The organism is Sphingomonas adhaesiva (assembly GCF_002374855.1).
In the GTDB taxonomy this organism is placed as follows: Bacteria; Pseudomonadota; Alphaproteobacteria; order Sphingomonadales; family Sphingomonadaceae; genus Sphingomonas; species Sphingomonas adhaesiva.
This window is the reverse complement of record NZ_NWVC01000008.1, coordinates 34,796-54,695: the sequence shown is the minus strand read 5'-3', so window position 1 is coordinate 54,695 and position 19,900 is coordinate 34,796. Positions and strand designations below refer to the sequence as shown.

Sequence of the window (19,900 nt, the reverse complement as noted above, 5' to 3'; positions counted from 1 at the left end):
GTCACAGATGCCGCAGGTTCTCGATCGTCGCCAGCTGCTGCGCCGCGCGGGCGTGGTCGGGGGCGGGGCGGCGCTGCTGGCAGGGTGGCCGGGCTGGGCGCAGCGCGTGTCGGAAGGCGTCGGTACCACCGCCACGCTGCCGACGGTATCGGGCGACGACATACGCCTGCGCATCTCGCATCAGATGATGACGGTCGACGGCCGCACCGGCCACGCGATCGGCATCAACGGTAGCGCGCCTGCGCCGCTGATCCGGCTGCGCGAAGGGCAGACGGTGCGGCTGCATGTCGAAAACGCACTGGACGAGGATACGTCGCTTCACTGGCACGGGCTGCTGGTGCCCTCGCACATGGACGGAGTGCCGGGCGTCTCCTTTCCCGGGATCGCGAAGGGGCGCCGCTTCACCTATGAATTCCCGGTCGTTCAGGCGGGCACCTATTGGTACCACAGCCATTCGGGGCTGCAGGAGCAATCGGGCCTGTACGGGCCGATCGTCATCGATCCGAAGGGCGACGATCCGGTGCGCGCGGATCGCGAGCATGTCGTCATGCTGTCCGATCACAGCCCGCTCCACCCGCACCGCCTGTTCGCGAAGCTGAAGAAGCAGGCCGGCTACTTCAATCGCCAGCAGCAGACGCTGGCGGGGCTGGTGGCGGGCCGCGACCAGACGCTGGCCGATCGGCTGGCGTGGGGCGCGATGCGGATGGACCCGACCGACATCGCCGACGTGACCGGCTCCACCTACACCTATCTGGTCAACGGCCACGGCCCGCGCGACAATTGGACCGGGCTGTTCCGCGTCGGCGAGCGGGTGCGGCTGCGCGTCATCAACGCTTCGGCGATGACGACCTTCAACGTGCGGATCCCGGGACTGACGCTGACGGTGGTGCAGGCGGACGGGATGAACGTGCGCCCGGTGGAGGTCGACGAACTGCAGATCGGCGTCGCCGAAACCTATGACCTGATCGTCACGCCCGACGCGGATCGCGCCTATACGCTGGTGGGGGAAAGCGTCGACCGATCGGGCATGGCGCGCGCCACGCTGGCGCCGCGCGCGGGGATGGTCGCGCCGGTCCCCGCGCTCCGGCGGCGGCCGGTGGCGACGATGCGCGACATGGGAATGGACATGTCGGCACATGGGGCGATGCCGGGGATGGACCATGGCGCACCCCCGGCGGCGGGCGCGATGACGCACGACATGCGCGACTTCGCGAATGCGCCGGGGGTACGCCAGGGGCCGGGGGTGCAGACCATCTCCCCGATGCCGGTCGATCGTACCGGCGATCCGGGACAGGGGCTGGAGGATGCGGGGCACCGCGTCCTGACCTATCTCGACCTGATCGCGCTGGACCGCAACCCCGACGTACGCGCGCCGTCGCGCTCGCTGGAAATCCACCTGACCGGCAATATGGAACGCTACATGTGGTCGTTCGATGGCCGCAAGCTGTCGGAAGTGACCGCGCCGATTCCCTTCGTCGCGGGCGAGCGGGTGCGCGTGACGTTGGTCAACGACACGATGATGGGGCACCCGATCCACCTGCACGGCCATTTCTTCGAACTGGTCACCGGGCATGGCGACCATGCGCCGCGCAAGCATACGGTGATCGTCCAGCCGGGCGGCAAGGTCAGCTGGGACGTGACCGCCAACGAAGGCGACTGGGCGTTCCACTGCCACATGCTGTACCACATGCACGCCGGGATGATGCAGGTGGTGCAGGTCCGCGCCCCGGCGGAGGCGGGGGCATGACGGTGCGCCTGGCAAGGGCTGCCGCGACCCTCGCGCTGATGCCGGCGCTTCCGGCGAGTGCGCAGACCATGGACCATCGCATGATGCCGGGTATGGCGATGCCCGGCATGACGATGCCGGCGCAGAAGAAGCCGGCGGCTAAGGCCATCCCCCGCCGTGCCCCGGCGCGACCGGCGCCCCGGCCGCGCCGCGCCGCGCCGGCTCGTCCGGCGACGGCCCCCGATCCTCACGCCGGACACGACATGTCGATGATGCCGGCGACGGCGCGGCCGGCCGATCCCCATGCCGGGCATGACGTGTCGGCCATGCCGGAAATGGCGCCTTCCGCCGATCCCCATGCGGGACACGACATGTCGGCGATGCCGGGCATGGCGATGGGCGCCGCGCCGCATGGCAGCCATGGAGCGGCATCGGGAACCGACCTGCCGGCCGGGCAGGCCGCCGCGCCCGTCGCGCAGCCGGGGCTGCTGGCCGAGCGCGTCTATGACGCGGCGGCGATGCGCGACGCCGACCGGGCGATGCGCCGCGAACACGGCGGGATGACGTTCGCTCAGGTGATCGTGAACCTGGCCGAATATCAGGCGCGCCGCGGTCGCGACGGCTACCGCTGGGACGGCGAGGCGTGGATCGGCGGCGATCTCGACCGGCTGACGATCAAGAGCGAAGGGGAGGGCGCGGCCGGCGGCTCGCTCGACACGGCGGAGGTGCAGGCGCTCTACAGCCGCGCGCTCGATCCCTATTGGAACCTGCAGGCGGGCATCCGCCACGATATCCGCCCCGGCCCGTCGCGCAGCTACGCCACGATCGGCGTCGAGGGGCTGGCGCCATATTGGTTCGACGTCGAGGCGGCGGCGTTCCTGTCCGACAAGGGCGATGTCCTGGCCCGCGTCACTGCCTGGTACGATCAGCGGATCACGCAATATTGGGTGCTCCAGCCGCGGCTGGAGGCCAATGTCGCCGCGCAGGACATGCCCGCGCAAGGCATCGGATCGGGGCTGAGCGACGCGGAATTGGGATTGCGGCTGCGGTACGAGCGCGTCCGCGAATTCGCCCCCTACTTCGGTCTGTCGTGGGAGCGGCGGTTCGGCCGCACCGCCGATCTGGCGCGGGGCCGCGGCGACGGGACCGGCGGGTTCGGCGTGGTGGCCGGGGTGCGGACCTGGTTCTGACGCGACGCCGCGGAACGCTGAGGCGTCACGATCCCGCTCTATCGTCCCGTTGATCGAAGGTTCGGGGGCGGCACCGTCGCACCGCGCGATTATTGCGGCGGGGCTTGGCATGCCCGGCTTCGCGTCTCCGCCCGATCAGTTTCCGGACTTGGTGGCCACCGCGCGGCTTCGCCGATCCGCAACATCGTCGCCATCAAGGAAAGCGCACCCGATCCGCGGCGCTCCACCGACGTCATCAATCGCTTCGGGGCGCGCGAGAAGGCGCGCACGGCGCTGGGCGCCCGGTTTGGACTATCGCGCCTTCCACGACGCGATGCTCGCCCTGGGATCGGTGCCGCTGCCGATGATCGATCAGCGCGCCGACCGCTTCATCGCGGATAGAGGCAAGGGGCCCTACCCGCTGGCGTAGCGCAGCGTCGTCGCAGGGCGCCACGTGAGGGAGAGGCGGGGCGGCCGGAGCTTCTCCCGCATCCATCGCCCCGGGTTATGGCATCGTCGGTTCAATCGTCCGCCGGGCTGCCGAACCCGCGCAGCAGCACCGCCAGTTCGTTCTGCCGCCCCGTCGCCGTCTTCGAATAGACCCGCTTCAGGTGAGAGCGGACGGTTTCGATCGACTTTCCACTGGTGCGCGCGATGTCCTCAAGCGTGCTGCCGCTGGCGATCGCACGGGCGACGGTGGCCTCCGTCGGGGTGAGATCGAACAATGCTTGGATCAGCCGCGCGTCAGGTGCCGCATCGACGGCCGGGCGAGCGACAACCGCAATCGTCGTGGCGCCCGCGAACACCTCCTGCGCGCTGCGGCGGACCGGCACCAGATGCAGCGCCGCGACGCCGATCCCCAGATCGTCGCGGATCGCCACGGATGCGCCCCGTCCCGATGTCTGCACGCCGCCAAGCGCGGTCAGGAAGGCCGCATCGGAGGCGCGATGCGAGAAGCGCAGCCGTTCGCGCTGCTCCAGCAACCCTTCCGCGAGTTGCGTGCCGAAGCGATCATTGTGGGCGATCACTTCCCCACGCCGGCCGAGGATCGCGGCCCCAGCGCCGATGCGCCCGAACGCCTCCACGATCGAGCGGCACTCGCGCAGCTGAAGTTCGGCCGCAAGGATGGCGGCGCGCGCCAGATGCGGCCGCAACACGTCAAGCTGCGGGACGGCGCGCTCCAGCCCTTCGCGGTCCCAGAACCCCTCGACGGTCAGCACCAGCCGATCGCTGCTCGCGCCAAGGATGACGGTGCCGGCGGCCTTGTCGAAATTGTTCGGCGTCAGGAAGTCGCGATACACCGGAAGGGTAAGGCGCGCTTCTTCGTCATGCACTTCGTATTCCGAGACAAATCCCGGGCGGTCGATCCGAAGCAGCGGGGCCGAGCGCACGTTGTCGGCATGGTAGCCGCCGGCGACGAAGGCCTCCACCATCGATGCGATACCCGGTGATGTGATGAGGTGGGGGTCGCCGTCCGAATGGCGACCCAGCGTTCCGCCACGCGCGCCGACATGAAGCGCGAGCGCTTCCAGCAGCATCGGCCAGCGTTCCGGCATCAGGGCCGCTTCGTAGATCCGGCCAACCAGATCGTCATCAGGCATACGGCGATCCTCCCGAATGGCGCGAGCGTTGGCGCGATCGCGACAGGATCGTGCAGTCACGTGGGACGGCTCCGCGCCGCGGTCGGTTTGGACTAAGGGAAGCGACATAATTGTCTTCTCACCCAATTGGGTGATGTCCGCATAAATTTGTCCCGTCATCACCGCAACGTAATTGGTTGGGGGTAAGGCCAAGTGCGGGCTGAATTGTAAGAAAATCTCTGATCGGAATGTTTGCATGGACACGTAATGCATCTCCTGCATCGCGTGCCGGTATTGCGTCTGCAATCATTCGGGTGAGATGAAAACTGGCAGCCGGCTGTTTCGCAGAAGTGGAATTGGTCTTCCCCGGCAGAGGGGAATGGATTCGTCGTGGCACAAGATTTTTCATTGGGCCGGAAACGGCGGCGATGCTTTCTACGCGTTACTTGCGCGATGGCGGGTGCTGTCGTGACATCCAGCGGCGCATCGGCGCAGATCGGGCCGAATCCGGCGCCGCAAGTGCCAGTCCAGCAATCACGAGTCGTCCCGACCCGCGAGCAGATCCAGGGTAACCGCCCTGATAGTGATGCCGCGGTTCGCCGCCCGGTATTGAACGTCCGACGCCTTCCCGATGCCGGGCCGTGCCCGCTGGAGGGCGGCACGGTGCCGGTCAATCTGTCGACGGTCAGCTTCGTGTCGGCGCGCGGCGGCGGCCTGCCGGCGGCCATCGCGCGGGTACTGGCACCGCTGACCGCGGTCGCCGCGGGAACGCGCCCGATCCGCGTGGTGTGCGACATCCGCGATGCGGCGGACCGTGCGCTATACGCCGCCGGTTTCGTGGCATCGGTGCAAATCCCTGCGCAGGAGGTCGCCGACGGTACGCTGCGGCTGGCAGTGGTGGCGGCGCGGATCGTGGAGACGCGCATCACGGGCTATGACGGCCCCTTGCCCGCCGGGATTGCCGCGCGAGTACAGGCGATCCGCGGCGTCGACCCGCTCAACCGGCAGGAGGTGGAGCGGCTGCTGTTGCTGGCCAACGACGTGCCGGGCCTCACGCTGACGCTGACGCTGCAACCCGCCGGACGCGAGCCGGGTGACGTGATCGCGGTGATCGACGTGCAACAGCGCAAGGCGCTGGTCCTGGCCAATTACCAGAACAGCGGATCGCGCCAGCTGGGCCGATCGCTGTTTTCGCTGCGGGGCGAATTCTACGACCTGACCGGTCTGGCCGACACGACGTACATCGGCGTGTCGCAATCGAGCACCTGGGACGAGGTGCACGTGATCCAGGGCGGCCATTCGATGGGACTTGGCGCCGGGGGCGCACGGATCGGCGTCCGTGCCAGCCAGGCATGGTCGAACCCCGAAATCCCGGGCCTCGACCTGCGCAGCCGGTCGCTGATCGCGGGGCTTGACCTGTCGGCGCCGCTGCTGCGCGGGTTCGAGCGTACTGGGCGGAGCGTCGACGACATCAATATCTACGCCGGGGCCGGCGCGGAGCTGATCAACCAGCGGTCGATCATCCGATCGGGCCGCAGCGACCTGCCCTATTCGCGCGACCGTTTGCGGGTCGCCTATGCGCGGATCGGCGCGCGCGTCATCAGCCGCGATGCCTTTGGCGTGACGCGGGTCGATACCGATCTGCTGGTAGAGGCGCGCAAGGGCATGTCGATCCTGGACGCGACGCGGCGCGGGATCGACGGATCGGGTTTCCAGCCGTCACGGCTCGACGGCGATCCCGAGGCCTTCGTAATCCGCGGCACCGCCAACCAGACGCTGCGCCCGTTTTCGGGCTTCGACCGGTTGGCGTTCGATCTGGCGGCGTTCGGGCAATGGGCCAACCGGCCGCTGCTGAACCTGGAGGAATTCTCGATCGGCAACCTGACCTATGGGCGCGGGTACGATCCGGGAGCGAACGCCGCCGACCGCGTCGTCGCACTGCGGGTCGCGCCGCGCCTGCGGCTGACCGCACCGGGCAGCCAGATACAGGTAGAGGCGACCGGCTTCTACGATGCGGTGCGGCTGTGGAACCTGGATCGCGGCACCAGCGAGAACGACCGGCTGCTGCAATCCGTGGGCGGCGGGCTTCGCCTTACGATGGCGGATCGGCTGGCTGTGGACGTCAGCTACGCCAAGCCGCTGGACCGCGCGCTGACGATCGACGCGCGGCGCCCCACTGATCGGCTGCTGGTGTCGATCACCACCCAATTGGCCCCGTGGAGGTTCGGACGATGAACAAGGTGATGAACGTGTCCGTCCGACGCCGGCGTACCGCGCTGCTGGGTGGGGTCGCGCTGGGGCTGCTGGCTCCGATCAGCACGGCGATGGCGCAGACCGGGCCGGCGGCGGGGACGTTGCCCGATCTGGCGAATGCGGGTGGTGCCACGGTATCCACCGCCGGCACCGCGATGTCGGTGAACCTGAACGACGCCAGCCGGACGATGGAGTGGAATTCGTTCAGCGTGGCGAGCGATTCGTCGGTCGCCTTCAGCACCGCCGACACCGGTACCGGCTTCACCGTGCTGAACCGCGTCACCGGTGGCACGCTGTCCGAGATCTACGGCCGGGTGACGTCGCAGTCGAACATCTCGGTCTGGCTCTCGAACCCCAACGGCATCGTCTACGGATCGTCGGGTGCGTTTTCCGGCGGCAGCCTGGTGCTGACCACCGCGGCGCTGACGGCCGTTCCCACGACGGGCAACGCGACGCTGGGCAACATGGGTTCCAGCGCGATCACCATCGCGAGCAACACCGCCAACAACGGCATCACCGGGTTGAACGTAACCGGTAGCCTGATCGTCGCGGCGCAAGCGATCGACGTCACCGGGCGTATCTCTGCGACGGGCGACGTGGCACTCGTAGCGGCACGGTCGGTCGATGTGCCGGTCGCACTGGGCAGCAACGTCAGAGTGACGATCAACGAAGGCACGACGGTGGCGCAGGGCCGCGTCGTCGTTGGCGCGAACGGGGCGATCGACGCGGGCGGCGGTATCGCGTTGGCCGGGGCGGCCGGGAATGCCACCAATTTCCTGCTTGGTATCGATTCGTCCGCGACGCTTTCCGCGACCGCGGTCGGCGGCCGCGTGATTCTGGCCGCCGGGGCCAGTTCGACCGAGGCGACGGCCGGATCGAACGTCGTCACGGTCAATCCCTCGGCATCGGGCGCGGTGACGATCGATCCGTCGGGGGCGATCAGCACGGCGGGTTTGGTCAACGTCAACTCCGCGGGCGCGATCACCGGCACCGCCGCGACGCCGGGCACGATCGCCGGTCGGTCGATCAACATCGCGGCGGCGGGCAATGTCACGCTGGCGAACGCCATCACCGCCGCCGACGGACTGACGATCGCGTCGAATGGCGGCACGTTGTCGCTTGGCGGCAGCCTGACCGCGACGGCCGGCGGCATCTCGCTGACCGGCGCCAATGCGCTGCAACTGGGCACCGGCGGACAGACGCGGTCGCTGCTCGCCGGACAGTCGGTGCAGGCGCGTGCGATCGCCGGGGGCGTGAGCACCAGCGGCAACTACGTGATCGAATCCGGGCGGACGAACGACACCGGCGGGGTGACGATCGAGATCGGTGGGGGAGCCGGCTTCGCGCTGGACGGCACGTCGATCCGTGCAGGGACGGAGGCGAGTGCGGGTGTCGGCTATCGCGGATCGGTGTTGCTGCGATCGAACAGCCCGTCCGCAGTACCGCTGACCCTGGAGGCGGTGGACGCCGCGCAGTTGACGGTCAGCGGGACGCTGGGCGCGATCAATGTCGGACGGATCGGCCTGGCGGGCGACGTGGCGCTGAACGCGGGTGGAGCGTTGCGACTGGACAGCGCGACGTCGCTGAACGGCTCGATTGCGCTCAACGCGGTCGGCGAAATAAGCGGGCGCGCGGGGGCGGGCGGCCTGTTGGCCGGATTCGGTCGCACGACGCTGACCGCCGGTACCACCGGGCGTACGGTGACGGTCCAGGCCGGCGGGATCGCGCAGCTGGGCGACCTGCGTGCCGGGACGGTCGGCACCGGCACCGCGTCGGGCGCGACGCAGATGTCGGTGAACGCGGCGGCGATGGACCTGCTGACCGCGCGCGCCGCGACGGGCAACCTCGCATTGACGGCGACCGGCGCGGGTGCGGCGGGAACGATCCGTGCCGCGACGCTGGCGGCGCCGCTGGGCAACGTGGCCATTGCCGCGAACGGCGATGTGCGCGGGCAGACCGCCGCGGCGGTGCTGGGCAACGGCATCCGCATCGGCAGCGCGCGCGCGGGGACGATCGATATCGATACCGCCAACCATGCGCGCGTCGGAACATTGGATGCGGCCGGCGACCTGACGATCGATGCGAACGGATCGGTCACCGGCCTGTCGCTTGCCGCCGATGTCGCCGCGGGGCCGGGGATCGACATCACCGGCGGCGGCACGCTGACGATCGGCAGCACATTGGCACCCGCCGCGCGAGTGGCGCTGGGCGCGGTCAGCCTGGGTGCGACGGGCGGGGCGGTGACGATTGATGCCGGGGGGATTTCGGCGGGGGCGATCGACACGGCGGGTACCGTCACGCTGCGAGCGGCGAGCGGCCTGTCGGTCGACGCGCTCGGCGCGAACGTGCGCACCGGCGCCGCCACTTTCAGGCAGACGATCGCACTGGCTGGCGGCGAAGACGGCGCGGCAGCGCGCTGGTCGACCGGCGCGACGCTGTCGCCGGCGTTCGGTGCGACGCTGGCGGATGCCACGGGAACGATCGCCATCGCGGCGGGCGTGGCGCCGTTGACGGCAGGCGCGCAAGGGATCGCGCAACTGGCGCGCGCGAACGGCACCGCCGTGGCGATCAGCGGCGAAGGCGTGACGCTGGGCACGGCCGAGTCGCGCGCGGGCGTGCTGTCGATCACCGCGCGCAGCGGTGGGCTGTACGTCGATGCCGCTACCGCGACCGGCGCGGCGACGCTGACGAAGGGCGGCACGGCAGGACCGGTCGATGCCGACGAAGTGCGCGTCCTCACCAGCCTGACCACGGGCGGCACCACGACGCTGACCAGCGCCACCGATATCCGCACCACACAGATCGCCACGAGCGCGGGCAATGTTGCGGTGCAGGCCGCGCGAGCGGTGACCGGGCTGCGCCAGGGTGCCGTGTCCGGCGACGGAAGGCTTGCGGCAGGTTACGACCGGGCCGCGATCACCGCGGGTGCGGCCGGCGCGACCGTTCTGGTCGATGCGCTGGCGGGCATCGCGCAATTGGGCGACGTGGTCGCCGGCGATGCCGCAGGCGCGGTCGACGCGCAGGCGAACCAGCTCCGGGTCACCGGCACCGGCGTCGACATCACCGGAGCGGCGGCGCGCAACGGCAATATGGTGCTGACCGCCGGCAATGCCGGACTGCGGCTGGGCACGGGCAGCGCTGCATGGGGTGCGAGCGGCTATGACAGCCTGGGCGGCACCTATGACGCAGGCATCGTCTCGGGCGGGGATGCGCAGATCGGGACGTTGACCGCCACTGGCGGCGATATCCTGATCCGCGTGTCGGGGACGCTGACCGCGCTTCGCACCGCGGCGCAGCCGGTGCCCGGCGTCGGCGCTGGCCTGACGGTGGGCGATGCGGTGGTCGGCGCGCTGACGCTGGGCGGTACGGGCGACATCGTGCTGGGCAGCGGTAACGTCGGCGGTGCGGCGATCAACGCCGGTGCGAGTGTGCGCATCGGTGATCTGACGGCGACGGGGACATTGGGGGTCACGGCTGGCGGCTCGATCACCGGGTTGGGCAGCATCGCCGCCGCCGCGCCGGGCGCGAACCTGATCGCGAACGTCGGCTCGGTGCGCCTGCCGACGCCGGCCGGCGCGGGGACGCCGACGGTGGCGGTGCTGGGCAATGTCCGGGCGGGCACGGCCGTCGCGCTGGCGGCCGGACAGCTGTCCGCCCAGTCGATCGTGGCGGGAGCGACCGTCGATGTCGCGGCTGGCAATGCCGTGGTGGGCAGCGTCAACGCGGCGACCGCGAGATTGAGCGGCAATGGTGTGATCGCGGCGGATACCAATACGCTGACCGTCGATGGCGCCGGGGCGCTTCGCGGCGGCTTCGGCTTCGCCAATATCGCGACCAATGGCGCGGGGGCGACGATCACGCTGACCGCGGGCAATGCGGTCCAGGCGGGCGCGATCGCGGCGGGGGCGGGCAGCACGCTGGTGCCCACCGTTGCCGGAGGCAATGCGCAGGTACGCATCGATGCCGCGGCGATCAGCGCACAATCGGTGACCGCGCGCAACGGATCGCTGCTGCTGAGCGCGGGGGCGGGCGATCTGTACCTGGGAAGCCCCGTGCTGGTCGACGCGGTGACCCCCGTGGGGGTGGCAGCGGCGCGCGACCGGGCGATAGTGACGAAGAACGGCAGTGCCGGCCGCCTTACCATTGCGGGCACCTTGCAGGCCGGGGCGGGGGGCATCGCCGGATCCGGCGCGGGCGACGATGGCGTGGCACAACTGACCAGCGCCACCGACATCGGTGCGCGGCGGATCGCCAGTGCGACCGGTGACGTGCGCCTGTCGGCCGCAGGGGTCGTCGGTGGGCTGACCGCCATCAATGCGGGCAGCGGCGGGGCGGGGCCTGTCCTGGGGATCGCGGGTGAAGTGACGTTGGGCGCGGTCAGCCTTGACGGCATCCTGTCGGTGAGCGCGGGCGATATCCGGATCGGCAGCGCGCAAAGCGCGACGGCGATCGATCTGGCGGCGGCGGGATCGGTCACCGGACTGGCCACGGCGAGCGGGACTACGGGGACGGGGTATCACACGCTGGCGGTGCGTGCGGATCGCGCGGTGTCGATCGGCGGCGTGCCGGCCGAGGCGCTGGACGTCGCGGCGATCGGATCGATCGTGGCGGGCAGCGACGTGACGGTCCAGGCGGGGGCGATCGCGATCGGTTCGGTCCAGGCCGGCGGTTTCACGACACTGACCGGCGACGCCGTGCGCCTGGACAGCGCGACGCTGACGGGCGGTTTGACGGTCCGGGGCGGCACGGCGACCGCAGACAGCACGCCCGCCTCTTATGCGGCGGACGTCTGGAATATCGCCAGCGAAGTGCTCGCAGGCGGATATGGTGCGGCCGACCTGAACGTCACCAACCCCGGCTCGACCGGGGGCATCGCAGGTACGATCGCGGTCAACGCGGGCCGCGTCGCGCAACTGGGCAACGTCACCGCCGGTGCCGGCGCGGCGCCGCTGCGGGATGGCGCAGGCAATCCGCGTGACCAATTGATCGTCAATGCCTCTGCGATCACGCTGTCCAGTGCGACGGCCAAGAACGGCGTGGCGCGGCTGACCGCAAGCAATGGCGGACTTTATGCCGGCGCCATCGCGGCGGGAACCGCGGCCATCGTCACGAAGAGTGGGGCGCCGGGCACGATTGGCGACGGCGACGAGATGCGGATCGGCGCGCTGACCGCGGGCACCACCGGCGCGACGGGCACGGCGCGCGGCGATGTGACCTTGTCTAGCAGCAGCGCCATGCGGCTCGGCATGGTGTCCTCCGCGACGGGCAGCGTCCGGATCGGCGACGACACGGTGCCCGGCGCGGCGATCGTCACCGGGCTGCTGCGCGAAACTGCCGCCAACGGTGCGGACGGACAGATGTTGCCTGGCTATGATGGCGCCAACCTTTCCGCCGCCGCGTCGGCGGCGCTGGTGGGCGAGCCGGTCCAGCGGGTCGTCGTCAACGTCACAGGGGCAGCCAAGCTTGGCAGCGTCCTGGCTGGCGCAAGGGGCGATCGGATCGCGGGGGCGAACCAGATCCGCATACTGGCGGGCGCGCTGGATGTGGATCGGGCGACCGCCCGCAATGGCGACCTGGCGCTGACCACCACGACTGGCCGGCTGCGGCTTGGCACCGGTGTCGCAGCCGGGGATGCCGCGCTGGTGGCAGGATCGGCCGCCGCGGCGAGCGCGCAGATCGGATCGCTGACCGCGACGGCGGGCGACCTTGCCGTACGCGCGACGGACGGGGTGACCGGCTGGCTGGACGCGGGCGTGGCGCCGGGCATGGCCGCGGAGGGGCTGCGGATGGTGTCGGTGGTTGCCGGACGCGATGTGACCATCACCTCCGCTGGCAATGCGCGGCTGGGGGAGGTGACCGCGACGGGCGCGCTGAGCGTCGGCGCGGCACGCTCCGTCACGGGGCTGCCGGGCACCGTCGACGTCGCTGCGAACGCGGTGACACTGTTGAGCGCGGGTGGCAGCGTGTCGGTCGGCGGAGTGGCGTCGGATGGTGCGCTGGCGCTGGCGAGCATCGCCGACGTGCAGGCAGGTGCCACCGCTTCGGTCGGCGCGGGCGCGATCGCGGTGGATCGCGTCGTCAGCGGCGGGGCGACCCGACTGGCCGCGGGCACCGCACTGGCCGCCGGATCGCTCGATGCCGGCGGAGCGGTGACGGCAACGACCGCGGCGGCGGGCGCGGGCGATGCGGACAATGGGGTGCCGACGGGTGGCGCGCTGGCCGTCGGTTACGGCGCGGCGAACCTGACCGCGCGCACCACGGGCGCGACGACGGGCATCATTTCGGTCGACGCCGGCAACGTCGCCCAGCTGGGCACGGTGATCGCGGGTACCGCAGCGGACGACGCTTTGATCGCGGTGCCGCAGATTGCGGTCAGGGCCAGGGCGATGCGGATCGGGACGGCGGAAGCATTCGGCGGCGCGATCGATCTGGCGGCCAGTGACGGCGATCTGGGATTGGGCGTGGCGGGCAGCGGGGCGTGGATACGGCTGCGCAAAGCGGGAGCATCGGGCGACATTGATGTCGGCACGCTGACCAGCGGGACGCAGCCGGGATCGGACGGCATCATGCCGGCCGGAGTTGCTGGTGCGCCGGGATGGCGTGGCGGCGCGACGCTGATCGACAGCAGCACCGCGATCCGCGGCGGCGCGATCCGATCGCTGACGGGCGATATCCTGTTGCGCGCTGTCGACGGCGTCACTGGGCGTAGCGGTACGGCTGGCGTGCGCGGGGATTTCGTGATCGGCGTCGTCGACGCAGAAAGTGTCACGCTGTCCAGCGCGGGGACGATGCGGATCGGGCAGGTGCGGACCACCGGCGCGCTGGATGCCTCCGCGCGCGGATCGATCACGGGGCTGGTGGATGGTGCGGGGGCGACGGGCGTGATGCTGACCGCCGCGCGCGGTGTGGACGTGCGCGGAAGCGGCGGCGTGGACCTGGCCATGGCAGCGTTGGGCGACGTGACTGCGCGTGCGCCGGTCACGCTGGAGACGGGCGCGCAACTGCCCGATGCCGTCAGGATTGCCGCGGCACAGATTACCGCCGGTACGATCGATGCGGGCGGGGGGGCGGCAACGCTGCAGGCGGGGCGCGCGATCGACGTGTCGCGCGTGGTCGCCGGCGTCTTCTCCGCGGCGACCGCGCAGGACAACGGCGCGGCCGACCCGTTCGTGATCGGCGTCGCCGATGCCGCCGCGGGGTTCGATGAAGAGCAGCTGGCAGCGGGCTTCGGCGATGCCCTGCTGCTGGCGCGTGGTCCGCTGCGCGTGACCAGCGCCGCAGGTGTGGCACAATTGGGCCGGACCACGGGCAGCGACGCCACGATCACGGCGGAGGCGATCACGCTGCGCAGCCGTGATGCCGCACCTGACGCCGCCTTGGCAGTGACCGGCGATGCCACGCTAACCAGCCTCCGCGGCGCGCTCTACCTGGAAAGCGCGACCGTGGCAGGACGCGCGACGGTGACGAAAGCCGGCGCGGGCGATGAAATGCGCATCGGCGCGCTACGTGCCACCAGCGTCACGCTGGACAGCGCCACCGCGATCCGGCTGGGCGCCGTGGAGGCGACCGGTCGCCGCACCGATGACGTTGCGGATATCGACCTGCGCGCGGGCACCGGGGCGATCAGCGGTCTGAACGCGGTGGCGGGTGGCACCCCGATCTTTGCGGGCAGTGCGGCGGACGGACGCGTCGACGACGGATATGGTCGTGCGCAGCTGACGGCGAGCGCAGAGGGTGCGCGGATCGTGGTGACCGCCGCCGGCCTGGCGCAACTGGGCGATGTCACGGCTGCGGGCAGCGTCCCGGCCGCGGGCACGGCGCCGCAGATCACGGTCACGGCGGGCACGATCGACGTGGCCACGCGGCGCGGGACGGATAATGCCGACCTGCGACAGGCGCTGACGGCGGGTGCCGGCGGGGTGGCGCTGACCGCGACCGGCCGGCTGCGCGCCGGCGTGGTGGATGCCGCTACGGGTATCGTTGCGACCACTCAGGGCAGCATCGAGGCCGCACGCCTGGTCGCGCGGGCGCAGGACGTGCGCATGGTCGCGCGCGATGGGCGCATCAGCGGCCTGTCCGATCTTCCGGGCGGGGCCGTGCCGAACGACGGCCGGTTGCTGGCGGGGTATGGCCGGGCGGACATCGGCGCGCTGGCGGCGGATCGCACCGTCACGGTGTTGGCGGGAGCGCCCGACGCATCGACCACGGCCAATGTGGCGCAGCTCGGTGCGGTGATCGCCGGCGCCGGCGCGACGAAGAACCACGTCGCGAACCAGATCGATGTGCGGGGTGGAGCGGTGGACATCGTGTCCGCAACGGCCACGAACGCCAATGCGGTGATCGATGCGCGCGTCGGCGGCGCCGCAGTGGGCACGCTGCGCGCCGGTGGCGGTGTAGAGGAGTATCTGGGCACCGACACCTATGCGGCGGGTGTTCGCGCGGCGGGGACGGCGCAGCTTGGCACGGTGAACGCCGCGACCGGCAACGTGCGGATTACCAGCGCCAATGGCGACGTCGCGGGGCTGGCATTCGCGCCGGGCATCGGGAGCGCCACGGACGGACGGCTGCTGCCGCTGTTCGGCCGGGCCGACGTCACTGCCGCCGCGGCGGGCCGGCGCGTCCTGATCCAGGCGGCGAACGGCGGGGTGCAACTGGGCGCAGTGAGCGCTGGCCAGGGAGCCGGCACGGGTGCCGAAACGACGATCGATGTCTCGGCGCGTGCGATCGACGCGGTCGGCGCCACGGCGAACAACGGCGCGCTGGCGCTGACGGCGACGCAGGGCGGCCTGTGGCTGGGCGGCGGTAGCGCCGCGACGAACGCGGTGCTGACGAAGCAGGGCGGCGGCGACAAGATGCGCATCGGGGCCGGTGGGATGACCGCGGGCGGCAACGTGGCGATCGCATCGACGACCGACCTGGATACGGCCGGCGCGATCCGTTCCGGTGCGGCGGCCGGGGTGGTGCGCGTCACCAACACCGGCACCAACGCGACCGCGCTCGGCGGCGCGGCGACGACCGCCGACAACAGCGTTTTCTCGCTCAACGAAGCGGAGGTGAACCGGCTGGGCGCGGCGACGATCATCTTGGACAGCCGCGCCAATGCGATGACGATCGGTACGCTGACGATCGGCACCAACGCCGCCGGGAACGTGCCGAACACCGCGCTGCGCATGCTGGGCACGGGGATGGTCGACGTGGTCGGCGCAGTGACGGGCAATGGCACCGGCCGCTCGCTGCAGATCGGCGGCACCGACGCCGCCTTGCCGACCAGCGGCACGCCGGCGACGCCCGCCAATCTCGCGTCGTCGATCAACGTCGCGCTCGATCGCGGCGGATCGATCAGCTGGGCCGGCGGGACGCTCGCCTTGGCCGGGCAGCGGATCGTCGCGGGCAACGCCGCGCTGCGCGATGCGGCAAGCGGGGGCAGTGCGGGCGCGATCAGCCGGCTCGTCTCCGACCCGTCGTCCGCGCTGTACCGGGGTACGGGCAGTAATGCGCCGTATCTGACCGCGGGCACGCTGTCGGTCACCTATCGCGATTATGCGCTCTTCCAGAACAGCGGCGCGGGATCGGCCTCCACCTTCGGAGCGGTACTGGGGTCGCCCTCGACGCCGCAGTCGCTGGCGCTGCGGCTGACCGCGCTGGGCGACAATGGCAGCGACAGCTTCGCGCTGTTCGGCGCGATCAATGGTTTCGTGTCCAGCGCGGCGGCGTTGCAGCCCGAAACGGTGATCGATTTCGCCGACGGCACGCCGCGCACCGTGCGGATCACGCTGGCCAATGCGCGGGTCAACGGATGCGGGATCGGCGTGGCGACCGCCGGCTGCCTGGCCGGCACGCCGCCACCGCCAGCCCTGTCACTGTTCGACGAACGCCAGATCCAGCTGTTCGGCACCGGCAGCAATCCCGAGCTGCAGTTCGAACCGCTCATCGGCACCAACAACGAAGGGCTGATCGGCGATCTGGCGACCGCCAGCGTCGCGGCGGAATGTCCCGCGGGGCAGGATGGTGCCTGTCCCGCCGCGCAACAGGAGGTGAAGCCGTGATCCGTACGCTGCCCCGTATCGCCGCGCTGCTGGCCGGCAGCGCGCTGACCGCCATGTCCTTCCCCGCCCTGGCCGCGCCGCGCGCATTGCCCGGGCGGATCGCGGTGGGAAACGACGTGAACCGGGATCCGTGCGTTGCGACGCGATCGTGGAGCTATGGCAAGGCGTTGCTGAACGAGGGCGACCAGCCGTTCGTCGTGACATGTCGCGGTTCGGCCGAGCAGCGCGCGTGGATTGACGTTGCGGCCGAAAAGCCTGCGCTGGCGGCCGATGCGTGCGGCGCGGCGCAGCAGGCGACGCTGGACGGCATCGGGCCGGTCACGCTGCGGCGCTGTACCGACGCACGGCTGGCGGGCGAGGCGGTCGTCATCGAGACGCCGAGACTGCGTGTGAGCGCGATGCAGGGCGCGCTAGCCCCGGCGCTGACCGCGCTGCGGGCGTTGCACAATGGCGATCCGGTCGCGCAGGCGGTGGCGGTCGGCCCGCAGCTTATCGCCTCGCTGGCGGCGGCACCGCGCGGGCAGCGCCCCACGGCGGTGGCGGCGACCGGGCTGGACGTGTCGGGCGCGGTGGCGCAGGGGCTGCAGGCGATCTACGCTGGGCGCAACGTGGAGGCTTCGCGGCTGCTGAACGACGCGGTGGCGCTGTTCGCCACCGCGACGCCGCTGCAGCGGGCCGAACTGCGCCTGAACGCGGGGCTTGCGGATTCCAACATCCGTGAATTCGGTGCGGCGGACGCGCATTTCGCTGCTGCCGAGGCGCTGATGGCGATCGAGCCGCCATCCCCCGGGCGCGCCGGGCTGACGGCGCAGGCCAGCGCCTATCGCGCGCTTCACTACAATAACCAGGGTAAGTGGCAGGCGGTGCTGGACCAGTTGTCCGTCGCGCGCGCCAGTGCGGCGCCGCTGACGGATGCGGCGACACTGGCGCAGATCAACGGCGGGCGCGGCGGCGACTTGCAATTGGGGTTGGACACCGACCGGTTGAACCAGATCGTGCTGTTGGCGCAGCAGCACGTTGCGCGCTCCACCGCGTTGTTGCGGCTGGGCCGGCCCGTTGAGGCGGAGCAGGCGCTGCGCGACGCCAAGGTGCAGGGCGTGGACGTGGTGGAGAGCGCGCTGGGCAGCAGCGACGCAGCCGGCCGGCTGAACTGGCTGCGCGCGCGGCTGGAGCGCCAGCGGGCGCGTATCCGCTACGCCCGTGGCGACATCGCAGGCGCGCTCGCCAGCTTCGGCTGCGCGCTTGCGACGATGCATGCCGTGGCTTTGCCGGCGGGCGGGTGCCTGTTCACGGACAATCCGGCGCGGCGCGGCAGCGCGTTGGCCGGCCCGGCGATCGCTGATGCGGAACTGGAACGCACTGCGATCCTGGCGCGGCAGCCGGGTGCCAATCGTGCTGCGATCCTGGCGCAATATCAACAGGCGGTGACGACGCTGGCAAGCCAGTCGGACGGCGGCTTCGTCGCGTCGCCCTTGCTGGCGCCCTATCTGCGGATGCTGGTGGAGGATGCCGGGCGTGGCGACGCCAGCGCGGCGGAACGCTTCTTCGCGGCGCTGCAGACGGTGCGCGAGCCGGGCATCGCGCGCGAACTGGCGACGTTGCAGGCGCAGGTCGGCAGCGGTGCCGAGGGCGGGCTGGTGCGAGAGCGGCGCGAGCTGGAGCGGCGGCGCGGGCAATTGCGCTACGAAATCGCCGGCCTGTCTCCCGATGCGCCGCGGCTGAACGATGCGCGTGGTGAGGCGGCGGCGGTATCGGCGCGGCTGGACGACGTGAACGCCCAGCTGGCCCGATCGGGCGCGACTGCCGCGGTCGAGGATTCGGCAGTGACGATCGCGCAGCTGCGCGCCGCGTTGAAGCCCGGCGAGGCATATTGGAAGCTGTCCCCGGTCGGCGCGCAATTGTTCGGTACGGTGGTGACCACTGACGGTCCGGTCGTCTATGCCGTGGACGGTGACGCCGCGACGGTGGCGGAACTGTCGGACGCGGTGCTGAAGACGGCGCGCGCGACGGCGGGCGAGGACGGACGGGTGCGCATCCGGCCGTTCGCGACCGGCGCTTCCTACGACCTGTTCCGCCGCGTGGCCGGGGCCGGCATCGAGCGGTTGCGCGCCGCAGATGCGGTGATCGTGGATAGTGGTGCCACGCTGGGCGCGCTGCCTGCCGCGGTGCTGGTAACCGCGCCCGTGGACACCGCCCGTACCGCGCGCGTCGATTACGGCACGGTCCCGTTCCTCGTGCGCAAGGCCGCGGTCGCCAATGCGCTGTCGCCGCGATCGTTTCTGCGCGTGCGCACGGCGCTGGCACCGTCGCGCGCGCCCGACAAGCTGATCGGCTTTGGGGCCAATGCGCTCCCGCCCGCGCCCGCCACCCCGGCGGTCGCGGACACGCCGGTCGCGCTCGCCCCCGCCTGCGTCATGCCGTATGCGCGCTGGGCAGAGGCGATGCGGTTCAACGCGCCGATCCCGATCGACGAGATCCGCGCCGGCGCCGCCGCGATCGGCGATCCCGGTGCCCCGATCGTGACCGGCGAGGGCTTTACCAACGCCGCGATCATGGCGGACAGCGAACAGGGCAAGCTGGCCAATTACCAGGTCGTCCATTTCGCGACGCATGGCCTGCCCGCCACGCCGATCCCCGGCATGTGCGAGACACCGCTGCCGCCCGCGCTGCTGACGTCGGTGGAGGCTCCGCAACCAAATATTCCGAACCGGTCGAACGGGCTGCTGAGCTATATCGACGTCGCGCGGCTGCGGCTGGACGCCAATCTGGTGATCCTGTCGGCGTGCGACACCGCGGCGAGCGTCAGTACGGAGGCGGGGCGTCTGGCGGGCCAGGACGAATCCGCGCCGACGCTGGACGGGCTGGTGCGGGCGTTCATCGTTGCGCAGGCGCGCGCGGTGATGGCCACCTACTGGAGCGTGCCGGCGCGCCAGGGCACCGAGCAGTTGATCGAGACCTTCTACAAGGCGGGCGCCGCCAGCGGCATGGGCAAGGCACTGCGTGAGGCGCAACTGGCGGTGTTGAACCGTCCGGCGACATCGCACCCGTACTTTTGGGGCGCGTTCTTTTTGGTCGGTGACGGTGCGAAGACGATGTTGACGCCGCGGGCGCTGGCCAGTCGTTGAC

At 71.0% G+C, this 19,900-nt stretch carries 7 protein-coding genes; 6 read left to right on the top strand and 1 reads right to left on the bottom strand.

The window, feature by feature from the left end; translation table 11 throughout:
• Positions 1-7 precede the first annotated feature (7 nt).
• From COA07_RS14460 to COA07_RS18785, 3 genes are read left to right on the top strand one after another with little or no spacing between them, the layout of a single operon-like run.
• Positions 8-1,747 carry a copper resistance system multicopper oxidase gene (locus COA07_RS14460; protein ID WP_066711301.1) on the top strand — a complete coding sequence of 580 codons (1,740 nt, stop codon included), beginning with the start codon at positions 8-10 and terminating at the stop codon, positions 1,745-1,747.
• A complete protein-coding gene (locus COA07_RS14455; RefSeq protein ID WP_096641287.1) occupies positions 1,744-2,916 on the top strand; it encodes a copper resistance protein B in 1,173 nt (390 codons plus the stop codon). The genes COA07_RS14460 and COA07_RS14455 overlap by 4 nt, the downstream gene beginning before the upstream one ends.
• Positions 2,917-2,965: 49 nt before the next feature.
• Positions 2,966-3,325, top strand: a complete 360-nt coding sequence (locus COA07_RS18785; RefSeq protein WP_211280976.1) for a hypothetical protein — start codon at positions 2,966-2,968, stop codon at positions 3,323-3,325.
• 91 nt (positions 3,326-3,416) lie between these two features.
• Here COA07_RS18785 and COA07_RS14450 read toward each other — a convergent pair whose 3' ends face one another.
• Positions 3,417-4,757, bottom strand: a complete 1,341-nt coding sequence (locus COA07_RS14450; RefSeq protein ID WP_083956906.1) for a helix-turn-helix transcriptional regulator — start codon at positions 4,755-4,757, stop codon at positions 3,417-3,419.
• A gap of 327 nt (positions 4,758-5,084) precedes the next feature.
• On the opposite strand from COA07_RS14450, the gene COA07_RS14445 reads away from it, so the two are divergent.
• The 3 genes from COA07_RS14445 to COA07_RS14435 are packed head-to-tail and all read left to right on the top strand — an operon-like array spanning position 5,085 to position 19,899.
• Complete coding sequence (locus COA07_RS14445) at positions 5,085-6,710, top strand: ShlB/FhaC/HecB family hemolysin secretion/activation protein (protein WP_066711540.1); 1,626 nt, start codon at positions 5,085-5,087, stop codon at positions 6,708-6,710.
• Positions 6,707-16,774: a filamentous hemagglutinin N-terminal domain-containing protein gene (locus COA07_RS14440; protein WP_096641285.1), complete on the top strand. Its 10,068-nt coding sequence runs from the start codon at positions 6,707-6,709 to the stop codon at positions 16,772-16,774. Before COA07_RS14445 ends, COA07_RS14440 begins: the two co-directional genes overlap by 4 nt.
• Positions 16,771-19,899 (top strand): CHAT domain-containing protein, encoded by a 3,129-nt coding sequence (locus COA07_RS14435; protein WP_066709561.1) that lies wholly within the window; start codon positions 16,771-16,773, stop codon positions 19,897-19,899. Before COA07_RS14440 ends, COA07_RS14435 begins: the two co-directional genes overlap by 4 nt.
• Position 19,900: the final 1 nt, after the last annotated feature.

Coding starts and splice junctions, on each gene's coding strand:
- COA07_RS14455 (WP_096641287.1), top strand. CDS start 1,744: ATGACGGTGCGCCTGGCAAGGGCTGCCGCGACCCTCGCGCTGATGCCG.
- COA07_RS14450 (WP_083956906.1), bottom strand. CDS start 4,757: ATGCAGGAGATGCATTACGTGTCCATGCAAACATTCCGATCAGAGATT.
- COA07_RS14460 (WP_066711301.1), top strand. CDS start 8: ATGCCGCAGGTTCTCGATCGTCGCCAGCTGCTGCGCCGCGCGGGCGTG.
- COA07_RS14440 (WP_096641285.1), top strand. CDS start 6,707: ATGAACAAGGTGATGAACGTGTCCGTCCGACGCCGGCGTACCGCGCTG.